The sequence below is a fragment of the Variovorax flavidus genome (assembly GCF_030317145.1).
GTDB classification, from domain to species: domain Bacteria; phylum Pseudomonadota; class Gammaproteobacteria; order Burkholderiales; family Burkholderiaceae_C; genus Variovorax; species Variovorax flavidus.
This window is the reverse complement of record NZ_JASZYE010000001.1, coordinates 2,185,574-2,204,876: the sequence shown is the minus strand read 5'-3', so window position 1 is coordinate 2,204,876 and position 19,303 is coordinate 2,185,574. Positions and strand designations below refer to the sequence as shown.

Genomic DNA, 19,303 nt, shown 5'->3' with positions numbered 1-19,303 from the left:
TGTCCAGCAACGCATGGATCGCAAGCCTGTGGCCATGACGCTGCGAAGATGCACCGTTGAGCACGTGTTCGGAACCTTCAAACACTGGATGGGTTGGACGCACTTCCTGACCAGGAAACTGGAGCATGTGGGCACCGAGATGAGCCTGCACGTGCTGGCTTACAACCTGAAGAGAGTCATCGCGATCTTGGGCATAGCCAGAACGATGAAGGCGATGCGATTGATGGAGGCGTAAGCCTCTCAAGGAGCCCCAACGTTCAATTCGAATGACCCCGGGCGCGCTTGCTGCGCACCGCGTACTGGATAAGCCGCTCTTGGCCACCCCGCCGGGTTCGCGGTCATGTCCTGCACACTGTGCAAAGCCAACGGTTTGCACACGGCCTCGGCCCGGACTTGCCGTCGGAAGGCAGACCGGGGAATGCCGTTCTGCGGCGGGAGCAGTCGTAGCCCGCAAAATGTTGGACTTTCCTAGTCGGCCATCAGCGGTCGCTGAAATGTTGAAGTCGAACTACCGGTTCCGGCCTTGGAAAAGGCCTTGGCCGTCTTGCATGGCCGCCACTTCGGGGAGCAATCGCCTGGATCGGAGAGGGACCTCTTCAGGTCGAACAATAGGATGTCCGGGCTGGCCCGGTAACAACGCTTCCCACATCGCTTTGCAATGCCTATGCTGCGAGCTTTGTGACGTGCCGCATCGCTGTAGCGCAGGGAGGCGGCTGATCGCATTCGCCAACCTGAGGTCGCATGTCGGCTCACCTACTTATTGCCGGTGGTGGCATTGGCGGACTCTGCGCCGCGGTGGCCTTGGCGCGTGCGGGCCAGAAGATCGACGTACTCGAACAGGCGCCCAAATTCGGCGAAATTGGCGCAGGCATCCAACTTTGGCCCAACGTGACCCACCGCCTACGTTTGCTGGGACTCGAAGATGCCATCGCCAGTGTCGCAGCCCGTCCCGAAGCGCTGACGATACGGAATGCCGCCGATAGCGCCGTGCTGGCACGCATGCCGCTCGGGGACTCGATCTTGCGCAAGTATGGCTCCCCGTACCTCTGCGTGCATCGCGTTGAGTTGCATGGTGTATTGCTCGCAGCAGCACAGAACATGCCCCTAGTCACGCTGACGACTGACGCACGCATATCACGGGTGGTGACGCGTAGGGAATCCGTCTCAGTCGGGGCATCCGGTGCACGCGAATGGGAGGGCGATGGGCTGATTGGCGCGGACGGGCTGTGGAGCATCGTGCGCGAGCGTGTGGTGGCCAGCACGCTGCCACCCCGCCCGACCGGACACACTGCATGGCGTGCCCTTGTTCCGTGCGACAGCCTGCCGGCGAAACTGCGAAGCGTCGACGTGCAGGCTTGGCTCGCTGAGCAACTCCATGTTGTAGCCTATCCGGTCCGCGGAGGCGACTGGCTCAGTCTGGTGGTCATCGCCGAATCGGAGTTGACCGGGTCCGACCCCAGCGACTGGGATCAGGAGGCCAGCGCCGGCGCTTTGCTAAATGTCATTGGGGACCGCTGCGACGGGGTCAGGCCCCTGATCGATGCGATGCCTTCCTGGCGCGCCTGGACCGTGAACAGCCGGCCTCCGGTCGCGGGCCCCGACGAAATGGCGAACGATCGAATCGCGCTTCTGGGCGACGCGTCCCATCCGATGGCGCCGCATCTCGCGCAAGGCGCCGCCATGGCGATCGAAGACGCCGTGGCGCTGGCCGAGTGCGCGGGAGACGGTGGCCCGGACAGCTTGCCGGATGCTTTCGCACGCTACGCGGCCGCACGCTGGCGCCGCAATGCCCGCGTGCAGGCGCAAGCCAAGCGTGATGGGGATATTTTTCATTCCCGCGGGACGATGCGCATGGCGCGCGACGCAGCGCTGCGTGTGGTGGGCGGGCTCTGGCTCGACGCGCCCTGGCTGTACGAAGGCTAGACCTCGAATGTGCGTCAGGGAGATCTGGTCCAAGTGCCGTAGATCGGATAGCCTTCTCGACGCCGTTTGAGACGCCGTGCCGTCGGATTGCGGCCTCCGCAATGCCTTGACAGCAACGCTTTGAAGGAGCGCACGATGAACGCGACATACCGGGTGGTCTGGAGCGCAGCCCGCCAAGCGTTCTCGGTCACCTCCGAACTGGCAAGCGGCCTTTGCAAATCCACCTCCGCGGTGGTCTTTGGCGGGGGCACTCAACACGCCGCCATGTGGCCGATGGGCCTTGCCGCAGCGCTGTTGACGATGGCCGTTCCCGGGCACGCATATGCCCAGCAAGCACAAGACTTGTCCATCATCCATGGCACGTCGGCGAGCACCACCAACACCATCACCGACGGGCAGATCAATGCCCAGCTCGGCATCGGCGGCTTCACCCTTCGCGCCAGCAGCAGCATTGGCGATGCCGCAGACGTTTCGGTATTCAGTGGCAACCCATCGGCGCTGGTGTTCGAGAGCAAGGGCGTCAATCTGGTGGGAACCTACAACGTGGGCGGTGGAATCGTGTTCAACAGCACAGGCGCTTCATCGGTGACTGGCACCCTCTCCGGAGCCGGCAGCCTCACCGTCTTGAAAGGCACGGTCACCCTCGGATCGGACGGCGCATTTTCATACACCGGATCGACGACGGTGGCCGATGGGGCGACCCTTCGCCTGTCATCACCGTCGGACGCATCGCCCATACGATCCACGAAGTTCAACGTCAATGGGCCATCGACCTTGATCATCGATGCCGTCAGCCGGGAGGACATCAGCGGGAGGATCACGTTCGATTCAACGGGCGTTGGGGTCGTGGATTTCACAGGAGAGGACTTTCGCGGCGGCACGGTCCTGGTGGACCCATTGACCATCACGACGGCCGGCGGCCCTGAAAACAAGGTCGTCAGCACCTCGGGCGTCGGGTTGAACCTGAACTTCAGACCCCTGACGCTGGAAACCCTTGATCGGGGTGACAGCCTGCTGGTGAGTTCGAGGATATGGAATTCTTCAGGCCCCGTGACCAAGACCGGCCCGGGAACCGCCGTGCTGACCTTCGACAACACCTATGAGGGCCCCACCATCATCAAGGAAGGGAGCCTGAGCGTCTCGAAAATCGCCAATGGCCGCGTCGCCAGCAATATCGGCAACTCCTCCAATGAGGCGGCCAACCTGGTACTCGACGGCGGCACGCTGCTCTACACCGGCGCCGTCAGCAGCACCGATCGCCTGTTCAGCGTGGGCGCCGGCGGCGGCACCATCGATGCGTCCGGCACGGGCGCGCTGAACTTCACCAACCCCGGTGCAATGGCATTCAACGGCCAGACGGGGGCTCGTATCCTGACCTTGGGCGGCAGCAACACGGGTGCGAACACGCTGGCCGCCGTGATCGGCGAAATCGGCGGGGCGACCTCGTTGGTGAAATCCGGAACGGGCACCTGGGTGCTGACCGGTAACGAGGGCTACACAGGCGGCACGACCATTGCCAAGGGTGCGCTGCACATTGGCAGTGGCGGGACCGCGGGCAGCATCATCGGGGACGTCGTCAATGATGGCGCCTTGGCCTTCAACCGGGCGGACGCGCTCACGTTCAGGGGTGTGGTCAGCGGGACGGGCTCTCTGACGCAGGCGGGCCCCGGCGTACTGACGCTGACGGGCGTGAACCGCTACACCGGCACCACGCACATCGACAACGGTGTCCTGAGCGTGGCGAGCGATGCCAATCTCGGCGCGCCCGCCGCCCCAGTGACTTTTGGGGGCAGCACGCCGAACGGCGGCGTCCTGCAACTCACCCAGTCCTTCAATTCCGACCGGGCCGTGACGCTCAACTCGGTCGGCACCATCGACATCGGGGCCAACAACGTTACCTTCACGGCCGGCATCAGGGGCCCCGGCCGGCTCATCAAGCTGGGCACCGGTACGCTGATTCTCACGGGTGGCAACACCTTCAATGGCACCACGACCATCAGCGGTGGCACCGTCGAGGTTGGCGGCGGCATCAGCAGCGGCACCGTCGCCGGAGATATCCACAACGATGGGTCGATGGTGTACAGCCGCAGCGACTCGCGCACCTATGGGGGTGTCATCAGCGGCACGGGCCCGGTCACCCAGGCCGGGGGCGGCGTCCTGACCCTCTCCGGCGCCAGCACGTACACGGGGCTCACGAGCGTCAATTCCGGCGTGCTCGCCCTGAATGGCACGGTCGGGGGCAACGCGCAGGTCAACAATGGCGCCACGCTGCGGGGCACCGGCACGGTGGCTGGACAGTCCAATGTGGCCGATGGGGGGCATCTCGCGCCGGGCAACAGCGCTGGCACATTCAGCCTTGGCGCGCTGGTGCTCAACCCAAGTTCCCAACTCGACTACGAACTGGGCCTGCCCGATCTGGTCGGTGGCACCGTCAACGACCTGACCCAAGTGGCGGGCAACCTCACGCTGGATGGGACACTCAACCTGGCCAACCTCGGCGGCATGGCGCCCGGCGTGTACCGCCTCATCGACTACGGTGGGGTCCTGACCAACAACGGACTCGCGGTGGGGTCGGTACCGGCGCGCTTCGTGAGCAGCGACTTCCTGGTCGACACCGCGACGCCGGGCCAGGTGAACCTGATCGTCCAGTCGGGTGGCTATGCGCTCCAGTTCTGGGACGGCGCGAACACCACCTCCAACAATGCGGTCGATGGCGGCACTGGAACCTGGCACACAACACCCGCCAACTGGACCGGCTCGACAGGAAATGTGAACGCGCCATGGCAAAACGGCTTCGCCGTTTTCCAGGGTGCCGCCGGCACCGTCACGCTGGGCGAGAACATCGCCTTCGAGGGCATGGAATTTCGCACGGGCGGCTACACGATCGAGGGGGGTGGCTTCGCCCTGGCGGGCGAGCCGGCGATGATCATCCGAGTGGATCCGCTCGCCACGGCCACCATCAACGCGCCGATCGTTGACGGCGCGAGCGGCCCCGCCCGGCTGATTCGCTCCGATGCGGGCCTTCTGGTGCTGGGCGGCGCCAACACCTACTCGGGCGGTACCGCGATGAACGGGGGCGCAGTGCAGGTGAGCGGCGACAACAACCTCGGGGCGCCCAGCGGCGGGCTCAGCCTCAACAGCGGCACGCTGATCACCAGTGCAACCTTCGGCATCGCTCGCAACGTCGATCTCGGTGTTGATGGCGGAACGTTCACACCCGAGGCCAACACGACCTTGAGCCTCACAGGCCCGATCTCCGGACCGGGCTTGCTGACCAAGCTGGGCGCCGGCACCCTGGTCCTCGCGGGTGCCAACAGCTACACCGGCGGCACCTTCATCGGGAACGGGGTGCTTGCTGTGGCGAGTGATGCCAATCTCGGCGCACCTGGGGGAGCACTGGATTTCGGTGGGGGGACGTTGCGCTTTGACGCCGACCTGAGCCTCGCGACCACGCGCGCCGTCGCGCTCAACGCCGCGGGTGGTCGCATCGACACCAACGGTCGCAACGCGACCATTGCGCAGAGCATCGGCGGCAGGGGCGGCCTAGCGAAACTCGGCAGTGGCACGCTGGTCCTCGCGGGCAACAACTACTACGAAGGCGGCACCGTCATCGGCGCGGGCACCCTGCAGCTCGGCAATGGGGGTACCTCGGGCAGCATCATCGGAGACGTCCTCAACAATGGGGCCCTCGTCTTCAACCACAGCGATGCCCTGACCTACGAAGGCGTCATCAGCGGAAGCGGCACCGTGGCCCAGAGCGGTACCAACACGCTCACGCTGACCGGCAACAGCCCCTATACCGGCACCACCACGATCAGCAGCGGCACACTGCAGCTTGGTGACGGCGGCAGCAGCGGCTCCGTGGGCGGCAACATCACCAACAACGGCACACTCTCCTTCAACCGCAACAACGTTTATGCCTATGGCGGCGCCATTTCCGGCGGCGGTGGGGTGAGCCAGATCGGTACGGGCACGACCGTGCTATCGGGCGCGAACACCTATGCAGGTGCCACCATGGTGACAGCGGGCACATTGAGGGCGGGTGCGGCCAACACCTTCAGCGCCGCCTCGGCCCACACCGTCGCAAAGGGTGCGACGCTCGACACTGGTGGCTTCAACCAGCGCGTGGCGGCGCTGGACAACAGCGGCACGGTGAGCCTCCTCGCCGCCAACGCGGGCAGCACGCTGACGGTTACTGGACCCTATGCGGCACACAGCGTGTTGAGGCTGGGCACGCAACTGGGCGGAGACGGAAGCGTGAGCGACCGGCTGGTGCTCGACGGTCCCGGTGCGACTGCCAGCGGCAAAACCTCCGTCCAGGTCACGAACCTGGGAGGGCTGGGGGCGCTCACGACCGGCAATGGCATCGAGGTGGTGAGCGGCATCAATGGCGGCACCACCACTGCGCAGACGACCAAGAGCGCGTTCACCCTGGCCAATGGCCACGTGGACGCGGGCGCCTACGAGTACAGGCTCTATGCAGCCGATGCGCAGGGCACGGGCGAGAACTGGTACCTGCGCTCCACCGCACCGGAGCTGCCGGCCGTCGGTCCGCCCGTGCAGGTGCCGACCTTCAGGGCGGAAGTTCCGCTGCTGGCGGCCTTGCCCGCGCAGCTTCGACAGGCGGACCTGGCCATGCTGGGCAACCTGCATCGGCGCATTGGCGACGAGGCGCCGGCGGCCCAAGGACTGGAGCCGCAGACAGGCACGCAAGCCGGTGCGCGTCGCGCCTGGGGGCGCTTGGTCTACTCGGACTTGGACATCCAGCAACCGGGGGTGGCCCAAGCACACACGGAGGGGCACGTGAGCGGTCTGCAGGCGGGCACCGACCTTTGGGCAGACGGCGACTGGCGCGCCGGCGTCTACGTGGGCTATCTCGATGGCGGCGTCGACGTCTCCGGCAATGCCCGCGGCATCACCGCGAATGTGGGCCGCAACGACCTGCAATCGCGCTACTTGGGCGCCTATGCAACCTGGATGCAGGCGAGCGGCCTGTACGTCGACAGCGTGCTGCAGGGTGGCAGCCAGCGCTTCACGGTGCGCCCCGACCTCAACCCGAACGTCTCCGGCAAGGCCAGCAGCTTCACGGCGTCCGTGGAGGCGGGCATGCCCTTCGCGCTCAGCGAGCGCTGGAGCTTGGAGCCCCAGGCGCAGATTGCATGGCAGCACAGCAATGTGGACGACATGGTGCTCAGTGGCGCACAGGTGAGCCACGACAACGCCGATGGCTGGATCGGGCGCCTGGGCGTGCGCATCAAGGGCGACCTTGCCACCGGTGCCGGTCGGCTGCAGCCTTACGCGCGCGCGAACCTGTACTGGGCGCATTTCGGCGACGATGTGGTCCGTTTCATCGGCCCGGCGGGATCCCCGGCGATCGCGAGCGGCGGTGGATACAGCGCGGCCGAGGTGGCGGCCGGCGCCACGCTGGCACTGAGCCCTGCAACCAGCCTGTACGGCGAGCTCGGGCACCTGTGGAGCATCGGCGGCGATGCGTCTGTCAAGTTCTCGGTGCAGGCGTCGCTCGGCATCAAGGTGCGCTGGTAGCAGTTCCAAGTCCCGAGGATATTCCCTGTATACGCCCCGCTGCAGCGGGGACTATTGTCGATCGGACAGGCCCTCAGCATGAACGTCCAACGCCGACTTCTTTGCGAAGCCGAAATTCAAGCAGCGAAGTTGAAGGTCGCGTGGGGGCCCTCTCCTGCCCAGCGGCAACCACCCGTCGTAAGACTGCTGCGCAGCAGCTTTGCTGCCCTTCGCGTCGGAGCGACCTACGACTCGGGTCGGCCATCTGCAGACATACGATCAGCTTTGTCCAGCGTCTCCTTTGGCCCAAAGCAGTCGAGCAGCAATCCTGCTAGCCATGGCCTCCTTCCGCGCCCAAGCGCTCGGCTGGAACCGCGAACGGCTTTACGTCACCACAGCGCCACTTCAAGGTCGAGCTACGCGGCAAGTGCCACATGCAGAGACGCGCCGGCGCGAGATCTCGCTCGACGAGGAAATCGTGCGGGTGAAACCCGCGCTTGCCTCGCGTTCGGCGCGCGCGATGCCCACGTGTTCCTACAGCGACCGTCCCCGTGATGCGCGAGCGCGGGCACTAGCACGAACGCGCCGCCGGGCGGCGGGTACTGTCACCCGTCATCTGCTGCGCGGCGCCCCCACACGGCGCGCGGACGCATGGCGGCGTGGCTCTTAGATCTGTCGGTGGCATCGAGCGCGGTATCGCCATCTTGAACGTTGACACCTGTCTCGACCGACGCGCCGCCAGGCGGGGCGTCGGAGTCCAAGAGTGCGAAGGCGTGAACCAGATCGGGCACGGAATCGACGACGAGCTTCTTCAATGCCGACTTTCGATAGCTCTTAACGGTGCGCTCGGCAGCGCCGAGCTTTTCTGCGATGTCCCTGTTGCGATAGCCTTCGCTGACAGATCGCGCGACCACCTGTTCCTGATAGGTCAGGCACGCATATCGTTCTCTCAGGAACGCAATTCTGGACGCTCTAGTGCGTTGCCTTCGCCCGCGCACTAGAGCCGTCTCGATGGCCTCGTGCAGCACCTGTTCCGCGACGGGCTTGATCAAGAAATCCGAGACTCCAACCTTCATCGCCGCGATGATGTCGGCAGGGCTCGGGCGCGTCGCGAGGACGACCGCAGCGACTCCCCGGGCGGCCGCACGCGCCAGGATGGCGGGCAGCGCGCTCAGGTTCTCGCGGACATCGATGTCGACGAGCACGCAGCCGCCCTCGGGATCCACTTCCGCTTCTTCGGTCGCGAACGCGTCGAGATTCTCGCAAACGTGAACACGATGCCCCTCCCGGCGAAGCGATCGCGAGAGCCGACTCGAAAGTGCAGTCGGGCCCATCAATTGCACGCCAGCCATCACCCGCTCCAAGAAAGGAAATCCAACCGGTGCAGGCGCCGGCACCCCGCGGCCTATTGCCGTCGCAAGTCGGGATCATCCGTCATCGGGTCGAAGTTGGCATCGCAAATGAGCGTAGCACTGGTCCGGTCAGTCAGGCCATGTTCCCTTTTCGGGGCGATCGGGCTTCCAGGCCGCGCCATCGTGGCATCTCGCGTTCGGAACTTATTCGCCGGACTTGCGTTAGCCCGATGGTGCCTGTTGCGCAGAAACACGTGGCATGCGGATGCCGCAGTAGGCCATGACGATAGCGATGACCGGGCTCGCGATGCAGAAGATCGCAAAGGGCGCGTAGCTGAACGTGGCGACGCCAAGTGTGGCCGCCATGCAGGCTCTGCAGCTGTTCCATGGGATCAGCGCAGAGGTGGGGAACGGCCGGTCTAATTTGGAACGTGACTTCGGCGTCGTCGTCATGAATCAGCATGGGTGGCAACGGACGAGCAGGGCGACATCCTGCGCGAACGACAGCCTCCGCAAGTCGCGAATCGGAGCTTCGGGCCCACTGTTGACATTCAGCGGCCGATATTGCCTTCCGCGAAGCGGTCCTCGGCGTTTGACACGAGCGGCAGACACTGGCTTGTCGGTAGCGCGTTGGCGCGTGGGCGCTACTCTGACTTGCGGTCGCGGAACACGCGCTCGACAAGGGTCTGATCCGCGGATGCTCGCGCAACGCGGCATTGCCCGGATCGTGCAGCAACATCGGCATCACGGCGCAGTGGGAGCCGAAGGCGGCCACGATCAGTTGCGCGGCGCGCTCGGTGTCACCCAGCGCTGCGCAGGCGGGTGCATGCAGGGCGGCGCTGCAGGCAGACGAGGCACTGCAGTCCAGGCAAGGATCGATCAGCGCCAGGGCCTGCGCGCTGCGCTCGCAGCGCGCGCGAGCACGTACGACAGCACCGACAGCGCGTAAGTGGTGCGTCGCGTTGTTCGGCCAGCTGGCAAGGTGGATCGCAGCGACGTCGATTCAATTCGACGCAACTTGCCCTGTGCAGCGCCTCTATGATCCGTGTGTGGGTTGCGCACCGTCTTAAAGCCAACGCTGAAGGGACCCTTGCGGATGTCGGGATGCTGGTTCCGATCGTGGTTCGTTCACCTGCTCATGGCAGGCTGCGCCGCATTCATGGCGATCGACGGCGCCGCCCAAACCCCTCCCAGCTTCGAGATCAAGCGAATTCGCGTAGACGGCGACAGCCTGTTGGATGCCGCGCACATCGATGCATTGCTCGCCCCTTTCATCGGCGCCAACAAGACCTTGATCGACGTGCAGGCTGCCCGCGAAGCACTGCTCGCCGAATACGCACGGCGCGGCTGGGGTGCCGTCGAAGTGCTGGTGCCTGAGCAAGAGGTCCGCGACGGAGAGGTCGTGGTCCGCGTGATCGAGGCCCGCGTGAGCCAGGTCCGCGTCACCGGCAACGAACATTTCGATACGGCGAACATTCGCCGCAGCCTTCCCGCCGTGCAGGAAGGCCAAGCGCCGAACACCCGTGCGCTGGCGGCACAACTGCGCTTGGCCAATACCAATCCGCTCAAGCAGACCACTGCCGTGCTGCAACCCGGCGCCGAAGCTGGAAGCGTCGATGTCGAAGCGCGCGTGAGCGACCAACGACCGTACCGGTTTAGCATTGGCCTGGACAACACCGGCAACCCGGAGACCGGCAACCTGCGCCTGGGACTGGGCTTTCAGCATGCCAACGTGTTCGGCCTAGACCACGTGCTGAGCCTCCAGTACGTGACCGCGCCCTATGACGACGACAACACGCACCGGCTGAGCGCGATCCCGGGTGACGACGTGCGCATCTGGGGCGCTGCCTACCGCATCCCGCTGCCCGCACTGGGCGATTCGATCGAGTTCACGGCGGGCTATGCCAACGTCAACTCGGGCGTTGTACAGGGGATCTTCAATGTCACGGGCGCCGGGCGGATCTATGGCGCGCGCTACAACTTCGGCCTCCAGGGCACGCCCTGGCTCGAGCACCAGTTGTCGCTCGGCATCGAGAAGCGCGACTACGACAACCGCGTGTTCGCTGTCGGCAGCGGCGTAGAGCTCGTGCCCGACTACAGCCTGCAACCCATCGGTGTCACCTACTCGGGCCTGCTGCGCGCTCCGCAAGGCGAAGGCTCGTTCTCCGCGGGCCTGGTGCGCAACCTGCCGGGCGGCAGCCAAGGCGATCAGGCCGCCTTCGATGCGGTACGCCGCGGGGCGGAGGCAGATTACACGCTGCTGCGCGCGAGCGCGAGCTACACGCACGCCCTTCCCTCGGACTTTCAGGCACGGGTGCGCTTCGCGGGCCAGTACACCAGCGACGTGCTGCTGCCCGGCGAGCAGTTCGGCATCGGTGGCATGGACTCGCTGCGCGGCCTCTACGAGCGGCAGTTGCTCGCCGACAAGGGCTATTCAGGCTCGCTAGAGTTTTATTCACCCGACTTGGGACGCTATACCGGCCAGCCTGACCTGCGCTTGAGGTTCCTTGCATTCGTCGATTTCGCGAAGGGATGGCGCAACGAGCCTCAGGCGATCGAGCTCGCCAAGGTCGATGCCAGGAGCTATGGGGTGGGATTGCGCATGGCCTGGAGCAACACGTACAGCCTGCGCTTCGACTACGCCACGCTCGATCCGGTCAGGCCGTACTACCTCGGTCGCTCCGAGCGCGCAACGTTCAGCATGGTGGTCGTGTTCTGAGGTGCAGCCAGCGCCGCGCCCCGAAGCCAAGGAGGTGAGAATGAGACAGGAGCATCCGCCGCTGCGACTGCTGGCGATGATGATCGCCCTGTGCCTTGCGGACGCGGCGCAGGCCAATCCGAGCGGGTCCACCGTGGTGAACGGCAGCGCCAGCGTCGATGCAAACGGCAGGACGCTGACGGTCACCAACTCGCCGGGCGCAATCATCAACTGGCAGCAGTTCTCGATCCGGCCCGACGAGGTGACGCGCTTCATCCAGAGCGGCGCGGCAAGCACGGTGCTCAACCGCGTGACCGGCACGCAATCGTCCAGCCTGCTCGGGCAGTTGCTTTCCAACGGGCGGGTGTTCCTGATCAATCCGAACGGCGTTGCGATCGGGGCCGGCGCCTACATCGACACGGCCGGCTTCGTCGCATCGAGCCTGCCGCTGTCCAACGAGGACTTCCTCGCGGGCCGCATGCGCTTCGGTGGTGCGGGCGGACCCGCGGTGGGCAACGTGGTCAACCAGGGCCGCATCCACACACAGGCGGGTGGACCGGTCTACCTCATTGCGCCGAACGTGGAGAACAGCGGCGTCATCACCGCGCCCAACGGCGAGATCCTGCTGGCGGCGGGCAAGAGCGTGGAACTGGTGTCGGGTGCCGCACCGCAGCTCCGCGTCCTGCTGAGCGCGCCTGAAGGCGGCGAGGCCGTCAACGTCGGGCAACTGGTGGCGCAGGCCGGCTCGGTCGGCATCTTCGGCGCGCTGGTGCGCAATGGCGGCCTCGCCTCGGCCAACAGCGCGAGCGTCAACGGGCGGGGCAATGTCGTGCTCAAGGCGACCGGGGACGTGTTCGTGGAGCCCACCGGCCGCGTCGAAGCGATCAACACGGCCGGCACCGGTGGCACGGTCGCGGTGCTGGGCGACCGCGTGGGCGTGCTCAGCGGCGCCGGCATCGATGCCTCCGGCCAGACGGGCGGAGGGTCGGTGCTGATCGGCGGTGACTTGCGGGGCGGCAACGCGCAGGTGCCCAACGCGCGCAGCACCGTGATCGCCTCCGGCGCGTCGATCCGCGCCGATGCGACGCAGCAGGGCCAGGGCGGCCGCGTGATCGCCTGGTCGGACGACTACACCGGCTTCCACGGCGCGATCTCGGCGCGCGGCGGTGCAATGGGCGGAGACGGCGGCTTCGTCGAGACCAGCGGCAAGAACAACCTGCAGGCCTTCGGCACGGTCGATGCGGGTTCGCCGCTGGGCGCCGCCGGGCAATGGCTGCTCGATCCGCGCAACGTGACCATCGCCAATGCCACGTCGGGCGGCGCGTTCAGTGCGGCCAACCCGAGCGTCTTCACGCCCACGGCCGACAACGCGGTCGTGGATGCGGGCACCATCAATGCGTCGCTCAACGCGGCGACCAGCGTCAACATCACGACGGGCACCACGGGAACGCAGGCCGGCAACATCACGGTGGCGGCGCCGATCAGCAAGACGGCAGGCGGCAATGCCACCTTCAGGCTGCTGGCGGCCAACGGGATCGTCTTCAATCCAGGCACCAGCGTCACCTCGACCAGCAACCAGCTCAACCTGACGCTGACCGCACCCGGCGGCATCACGGGCCTGCCGGTGACGAATCTCAACGGCGGCGCGTTCGTCGCGAACAACCCGGTGACGCTCACGGCCAACACCACGATGAACGCGGGCAACATCACCTTCGGTACGGTCGATTCCGACACGACGCCGCGTGCGCTCACGCTGAACGCCGCCGGCGCGACCACCTTCAATGGCGCCGTGGGTCGAACGTCGCCGCTCGCGAGCCTGACGACGGACGCACCCGGCCTCACCACCTTCAATGCCGGGTCGGCCACCATCGCATCGGTCACGACCGCCGGCGCGCAGACATACAACGATGCGGTTGCCCTGGGCGCCGTGCTCAGCGCGGACCCCAGGGCTTTCACCAGCACGGGCGCAGGGAACATCACTTTCGCTTCGACCGTGGACAGCAGCGGCGGGGCCGCGCGACTGATCGTCAACACGGCCGGCGTGACCCGCTTCGGTGGCGCGATCGGCACGGCGGCACGGCTGAATTCGATCTCCACCGACGACCCCGGCACGACGCGCATCGGCTCGCCGTCCGTCCTGACCACCGCCGGCCAGTCGTACAACGATGCCGTCGTGCTGACGGGTGACGCGGCTTTCAGGGCGTCGAACGCGAACCAGAACATCACCTTCGTCAAGCAACTCGACTCGGACGGCACACCGCGCAACGCGATCGTCGACGCCACGGGCACCAAGAGCTTCCAGGGCGGCGTCGGCCAGAGCTCACCGCTCGCATCGCTGACGACGACGGGCGCCGGAAACGTGCGCGTGCTCGGCGGCGGCGTGACCACCACCGGCGCGCAGACGTACGGCAGCATCGTGCGATTGAACATCGCACCGGACAACACGCTCTTCACCAGCACCAACGGCGGCAACATGACCTTCGGCGGCGGTGTCGACTCGGAGAACCCGGCGCAACTGCGCGGATTCGGCGCGTTCACCGACGGGACCGTGTTCCTCAACGGACCGATGGGCGCGACCATCGGCCTGTTCGGCATTTTCACGACCGGACCCACCGTCCTTGCGGGCGGTACGCTGCGCGCGCGCGACTTCATTCAGTTCGAGCAGCCGGTCACCCTGGCGGCGGACACGACGATGACCGTGACCGGACCGCAGTTGACGTTTCCGACGCCGGCGGTCGTGTTCGCCAACAGCATCGACTCGGCGCCGGGCACGTCACGCGCGCTGACGATCAACTCGTTCCGGGAAACGCTGCTCTTCGGGCCGATCGGCGGGACCACGCCGCTCGGCAGCCTGTCCATCAGCAGCCCGGCCGGCACGCAGTTCGCGGGCGGCCCCATCCGCACCACGGGCGCCCAGGCGTACAGCGGGCCGTTCCAGTTGCTGGCGCCGACGACGATGACCAGCACGGCCGGCGGCAACGTCACGCTCGCCAGCGCAGCGGGCGGCGGCAACGATCTCACCATCAACACCGCGGGCCTGACCACGCTGACGAACGCGCTCGGGCTCAGCAGGCTCACGACCGATGCGCCAGGGACCGTTGCACTCAACGGCCCCATCGACGCGCCGGTGATGAGCATCAACGAAGCGAACGGGTCGATTTGCGGCAGCCTGGGCGGCGGCAGCGGCAACGGCTCGTTCAGCATCGCGGGCGCGGTCGTCCTGTGCGGCAACACGACGATCAACGCCGGGTCGATCGCTTTCGGCTCGACCGTGGATTCCAGCACCGGCAACGTGTTCTCGTTGACGGCGAATGCGGCGGGCCCCTTCTCCAGCGGCCCGCTCGGCGGCAGCGCCGCGCTCGGCGGGTTGTCGGTCAACGCGGGCGGGATCAGCCTCAACGGCAACGCCCGTACGGCCATCGGCGCCAGTCCGCTCGCCGGCAACGTGACCCTGGCGTCGACGGGCGCACTGGCCGTCAACGGCACGCTGGACACGAGCGCGGCCAACGGGGGCATCACGCTCTCGGCAGCCGCAGGCCCCATTGGCAGCGATGGGGCACCAGTGGGCGTCAATGCGGGGTCGGGCGTGGCCAGCGCCTCGACCTCGGCCCCAGACGGCAACATTTTTTTGAACAGCGCCGGACCACTCTCGCTCGGCGCCCTCGTGACGAACGGCGCAAGCCAGCAAACGGTTCGCGTGCGCAGCACGGGCCCGGTCACGGTACTCGACCGCGCCGAAGGGATCGCGGGCGACCTCACCGAGATCAATGCCGGCGCCAACACGCTGACGGTGCAGGACACCGCATTCGACGCCGGCAACGGCGTGCTGCACCTCATCGGCGACGAGGTCAACCTGCTCGGCGGTGCGGGCTCCATCCGCGGATCGGGCGACGTCTACCTCGAGCCGTACACCCTGGCGACCGCCGTCAACGTGCGCGGCCCGGACACCGGCCTGGCCGGCACGCTCGACCTGAGCGCCACCGATCTCGACGCACTGCGCGACGGCTTTGCGAGCATCACGATCGGCAATGGGGCGGGCACCGGACACATCACGATCAATGCGGCGACTTTCAACGATTCGGTCTGGTTCCGCAGCTTCGATCCGTCAAGCGCGGGCATCTCTGTCGCCGGTCCACTGAACGCCGGCACGAACACCATCACGTTCAACACCACCGGCACCGCCACCCAGACGGCACCGATCGCCGCTGCGGGCATTGAATTGCTCGGCACGGGCGGCATCCACACGCTCACCAACCCCGGCAACAGCATTGGCACCATCGCCGCGAACACCGGCAGCGTGACCTACACGCCCGCAGGCAATGCTGTGGTCGGCATCGTCAACGGCTCCGTCGGCATCACGACGACCAGCACGATCACCATCAGCGCGGGTGGCAACGTGGTGCTCAACCAGCCCGTGAGCGCGGGCGCTGCCGGCAATGCCGCCGTGCTGTCGGGCGCGAACTTCATCAACAGCGCTGGCGCCTCGGCCATCGCCACGCCCAACGGGCGGTGGATCGTCTACTCGACCGATCCTGCGGCCGACACCTTCGGCGGACTAGCAAGCAACAGCGCGCCGGTGTGGGGCGCCAGCCTGGCGTCTCGTCCGCTGACAAACATTCCCGCGGGCAATCGCTACGTGTTCATCGCGCCGCAGACGCTGACATTCACGTCGACTGACACAACCAAGATCTACGGCGACGACGCTTCGGACGTGATCGGCAGCAGCTTCGCCGTCACCGGGTTCAACACCAACACCTTCGGCGGCGCCTTCCTAGCCGACACGGCCGCGACAACCTTCACCGGGGCACCCGCTGTGACGTCGATCGGTTCCGCGCCTCCGGCCACAGTAGCAGGCGGCCCCTATGGCATCGCCATCGCCACGGGCTCGCTGGCGGCAACGAATGGCTATGCCTTCAGCTTCGATCCGGCAGGGCGGCTGGGCGTCACGCCGCGATCGCTGGCGGTCACAGCCGATCCGCAGACCAAGGTCTACGGCTCGGCGGACCCGACGCTCACCTACAGTGCCCCGGGCCTGGTCAACGGCGACACGTTGTTCGGGTCGGTGGTTCGCGTGGCCGGCGAGACCGTGCTTGGCGGCCCCTATGCCATCACGCAAGGCACTCTGGCCAACCCCAACTACACGCTCGCCTTCACCAACGGGCAGCTCACGATCGCGCCGCGCGCGCTCGCGGTGGCGGCCGATCCGCAGACCAAGATCTACGGCGCTGCGGATCCCGCGCTCACCGTCAGCGCACCGGGCCTCGTCAACGGCGACACGCTCGCGGGCTCGGCAGTCCGCTCCCCGGGCGAGACGGTGCCTGGCGGCCCCTACGCCATCACCCAGGGCACGCTGGCAAACCCGAACTACGCGATCAGCTTCACGAACGGGCAATTCGCGATCACGCCGCGCCCGATCTCGGTCGTTGCCACCGACGGTGTCAAGCTGGTCGGAACGCCGGACCCGCGGCTCAGCTATTCCGTCAGCGGCTTGGTGGGCGGCGACACGCTCAACGGCAATCTCGCGCGCGCGGCCGGGGAGAACGCGGCTGGCGGCCCTTATGCAATCACGCAGGGCACCCTCACCGATACCAACAATCCGAATTACCACATCGGGTTCACCGGCGCCCGGTTTACGATCCTCGAGGCCCCTGTGGCCATCGCGCCCAGCGTGGTCGAGCCGCCGCCGGCGATCGTGCGCAGCGTGATCGAACCGTCGCAGGTCCTCGCGGCGAGCGCCTTGGGCTCCGCCTCGCAGGCGGCCTTGGCGCGCAGCGACGTCAGCGGCTCCGACGCAACCCCGCCGGGCGCGAGCGTCCCCACGCTCAACCTTTGCCATCTGGACTTCGGGGCCGCTACCCAGCGCCGCGAGTTGATGGAGCTCGACCTTGCGCTGTATCGCGCCGCGCGCGCGGGCCGCGAACTGGGGATGGGATTGTGCGCGGGAGGGACGCAGTGAGCACGGTGCCCGTACCGGCGTTTTGCATTCGATGCGCGTGTCAAGCCGCACACTGGGCTAGTCGAGCGAATCTCTCGAGATCCGACCGGCCCTCCCGTTTCAGGCGGGGGATCGACGGCGGCAGCTGCGAGCCGGGTGACAAAGACGGTTGATGTGGGCTAATAATGTTGGGCGGGGTGCGCTGCGAATCAGCAGCGTGCATGAAGCTGCCCGCTCCGTGCGAGCGACTTGCGAGTCGCCCGTTGTTTCGAGTACGTGATCCTATCGTGCAGCGCGCCGCCGCGATCATCGGTTCCGCGATCTTCCTGGTCATCGCTCCGGGCACCCTCGCCTTGTACGTCCCTTGGTACCTCACCCACTGGGACTTTGCACCTCCGCTATTCCCGATCGCGCGCGTGCTCGGCGCCGCCCTGATCGTGGCCGGATTGCCGATCTTGCTCGATTCGTTCGCTCGCTTCGCGTTGCAGGGCCTCGGCACACCGGCGCCCGTGATGCCTCCCAAGCGCCTCGTCGTCACCGGGCTCTATCGCTACGTCCGCAATCCGATGTACGTCGCAGTCACGGCGTTGATCGCGGCCAGGGGCCTCCTGTTCGGGAGCATCACGCTGCTGAAGTACGGCGTGATCGTGTGGGCCGGATTCTTCTTGTTCGTTGTCGCCTACGAAGAGCCTGCGCTGGGCGCGCAGTTCGGCGACGAGTACAAGCGCTATCGGGCGAACGTGAGGCGATGGTTACCGCGCATCACCCCATGGTGCGGGTAGGTGGTAAGAACGCTGATCCTCAGTCAACTCATCGCTGCATTGCAGACGTTCATGCGCCACATCGCCAACGCCCGGAACGGGCCCGGAACTGCTATCGAAAGGCCGAGCGGGAATTCCGTTGTGCAGCGAATGCCGACGTCGAGGTTAGGACCGCTTGATGCTTGAAACCAGCCGCTGCAAGTTGCAGGAGCTAAGACGGCAGTGGGCCCAAACCGGCTGTACAGATTTCTCCATAGCTGACCTTCGCGTTGGCAGCCGTTCAATGCTCAGGCATCGGGCCGTAGTCGACCAGCTTGTAGCCAAGCTCCCTGGCACCGAACGTCTGGTGCAAGCGTCGAAGCAGCGAGCTTTCCCGCAGGGTCGAGGCTGGCTCAGAAAAGTCAACGCAGAAAATCGGCCGAGGCCAAGACGCATGCTCCATGCGACTCATCGTCAGCGACTGGTCGGACAGCGCGAAACGACGCTTTGCTGTTTTGACGCCTGCTACGGACGTTTCTTCGCCTTCCCAAGACGAAAGCTGTCTGACTTCTGCGGCCTCTCCGAAGGCGGCAAACACGTCACCTTCGGCATGTGCGGAGAACGTGAACTGCACGTAGCGTCGCTTCTTCGAGTTCGGTACCAGGCTGTCCGCATTCGCCGCAGCGTCGGAGACGACGCCGGCCAACCATTCGGCGAAGAGTTGGTTCGGCGTTTGCGTGCCCAGCTCGAGGTCGAAAATCACAAGTCGCTCGCCTGCGCTTGAGGGCACCACGGCGCACGTGCGGTCCGCCTCGTCCAGCGCAAAGGGAAATGCATCGTCCGCTATCTCCCCGAAGATTTCCAGCAAGCCATCCCTTGCCTGACGGCATTCCCGAGCCTTCTCAAACGGTCGCAGGCCAACGTGTTTCCCAGCATAGGTGAGGTCCTGAACCAGCCCAACTTCCCGGTAGTAGTCCCGCAGCAATGGCGGTGCTTGAAGTCCAACCTCCAACTCCATCGCGCCAACTTCGGCTTCCGTCAGGCCTTCGAGGTAGACGCTCCCTCTTGCGGCCCCCAGGGAAAGCAGCGCTGTTTGGACTTGAGTCGGATGTGGCATCTGGCTGATGGGTTG

At 66.2% G+C, this 19,303-nt stretch carries 10 protein-coding genes; 7 read left to right on the top strand and 3 right to left on the bottom strand.

Annotation, left to right across the window (positions count from 1 at the left end; translation table 11 throughout):
- From QTH90_RS10650 to QTH90_RS10640, 3 genes are all read left to right on the top strand, one after another.
- Positions 1–235 (top strand): transposase (locus QTH90_RS10650; protein WP_286664423.1); only part of this gene is annotated, 235 nt, incomplete at its 5' end.
- A gap of 506 nt (positions 236–741) precedes the next feature.
- The gene (locus QTH90_RS10645; protein WP_286664422.1) at positions 742–1,923 is read left to right on the top strand and encodes an FAD-dependent monooxygenase; all 1,182 of its coding nucleotides are present in this window, start codon (positions 742–744) and stop codon (positions 1,921–1,923) included.
- Positions 1,924–2,058: 135 nt separating this feature from the next.
- A complete protein-coding gene (locus QTH90_RS10640) occupies positions 2,059–7,467 on the top strand; it encodes an autotransporter outer membrane beta-barrel domain-containing protein (RefSeq protein ID WP_286664421.1) in 5,409 nt (1,802 codons plus the stop codon).
- A gap of 584 nt (positions 7,468–8,051) precedes the next feature.
- Here the strand turns inward: QTH90_RS10640 and QTH90_RS10635 are convergent.
- Both QTH90_RS10635 and QTH90_RS10630 read right to left on the bottom strand, forming a co-directional pair.
- Positions 8,052–8,798 (bottom strand): response regulator transcription factor, encoded by a 747-nt coding sequence (locus QTH90_RS10635; RefSeq protein ID WP_286664420.1) that lies wholly within the window; start codon positions 8,796–8,798, stop codon positions 8,052–8,054.
- Positions 8,799–9,020: 222 nt separating this feature from the next.
- Complete coding sequence (locus QTH90_RS10630) at positions 9,021–9,251, bottom strand: Na+/H+ antiporter NhaC family protein (RefSeq protein WP_286664419.1); 231 nt, start codon at positions 9,249–9,251, stop codon at positions 9,021–9,023.
- Between the two features lie 244 nt (positions 9,252–9,495).
- Between QTH90_RS10630 and QTH90_RS10625 the strand changes: the two genes are divergently transcribed.
- The 4 genes from QTH90_RS10625 (at position 9,496) to QTH90_RS10610 (ending at position 18,213) form a co-directional block, all read left to right on the top strand.
- Entirely contained in the window at positions 9,496–9,747 is a 252-nt protein-coding gene (locus QTH90_RS10625; protein WP_286664418.1) for a hypothetical protein, read from the top strand.
- 147 nt (positions 9,748–9,894) lie between these two features.
- Entirely contained in the window at positions 9,895–11,517 is a 1,623-nt protein-coding gene (locus QTH90_RS10620; RefSeq protein WP_286664417.1) for a ShlB/FhaC/HecB family hemolysin secretion/activation protein, read from the top strand.
- A gap of 40 nt (positions 11,518–11,557) precedes the next feature.
- Positions 11,558–17,452 carry an MBG domain-containing protein gene (locus QTH90_RS10615; protein ID WP_286664416.1) on the top strand — a complete coding sequence of 1,965 codons (5,895 nt, stop codon included), beginning with the start codon at positions 11,558–11,560 and terminating at the stop codon, positions 17,450–17,452.
- A gap of 266 nt (positions 17,453–17,718) precedes the next feature.
- Positions 17,719–18,213, top strand: a complete 495-nt coding sequence (locus tag QTH90_RS10610; RefSeq protein ID WP_286664415.1) for a methyltransferase family protein — start codon at positions 17,719–17,721, stop codon at positions 18,211–18,213.
- A 259-nt stretch (positions 18,214–18,472) separates the two neighbouring features.
- Here the strand turns inward: QTH90_RS10610 and QTH90_RS10605 are convergent, their stop codons facing one another.
- Positions 18,473–19,288, bottom strand: coding sequence for a hypothetical protein (locus QTH90_RS10605; protein WP_286664414.1), 816 nt, complete (start codon positions 19,286–19,288; stop codon positions 18,473–18,475).
- Positions 19,289–19,303: the final 15 nt, after the last annotated feature.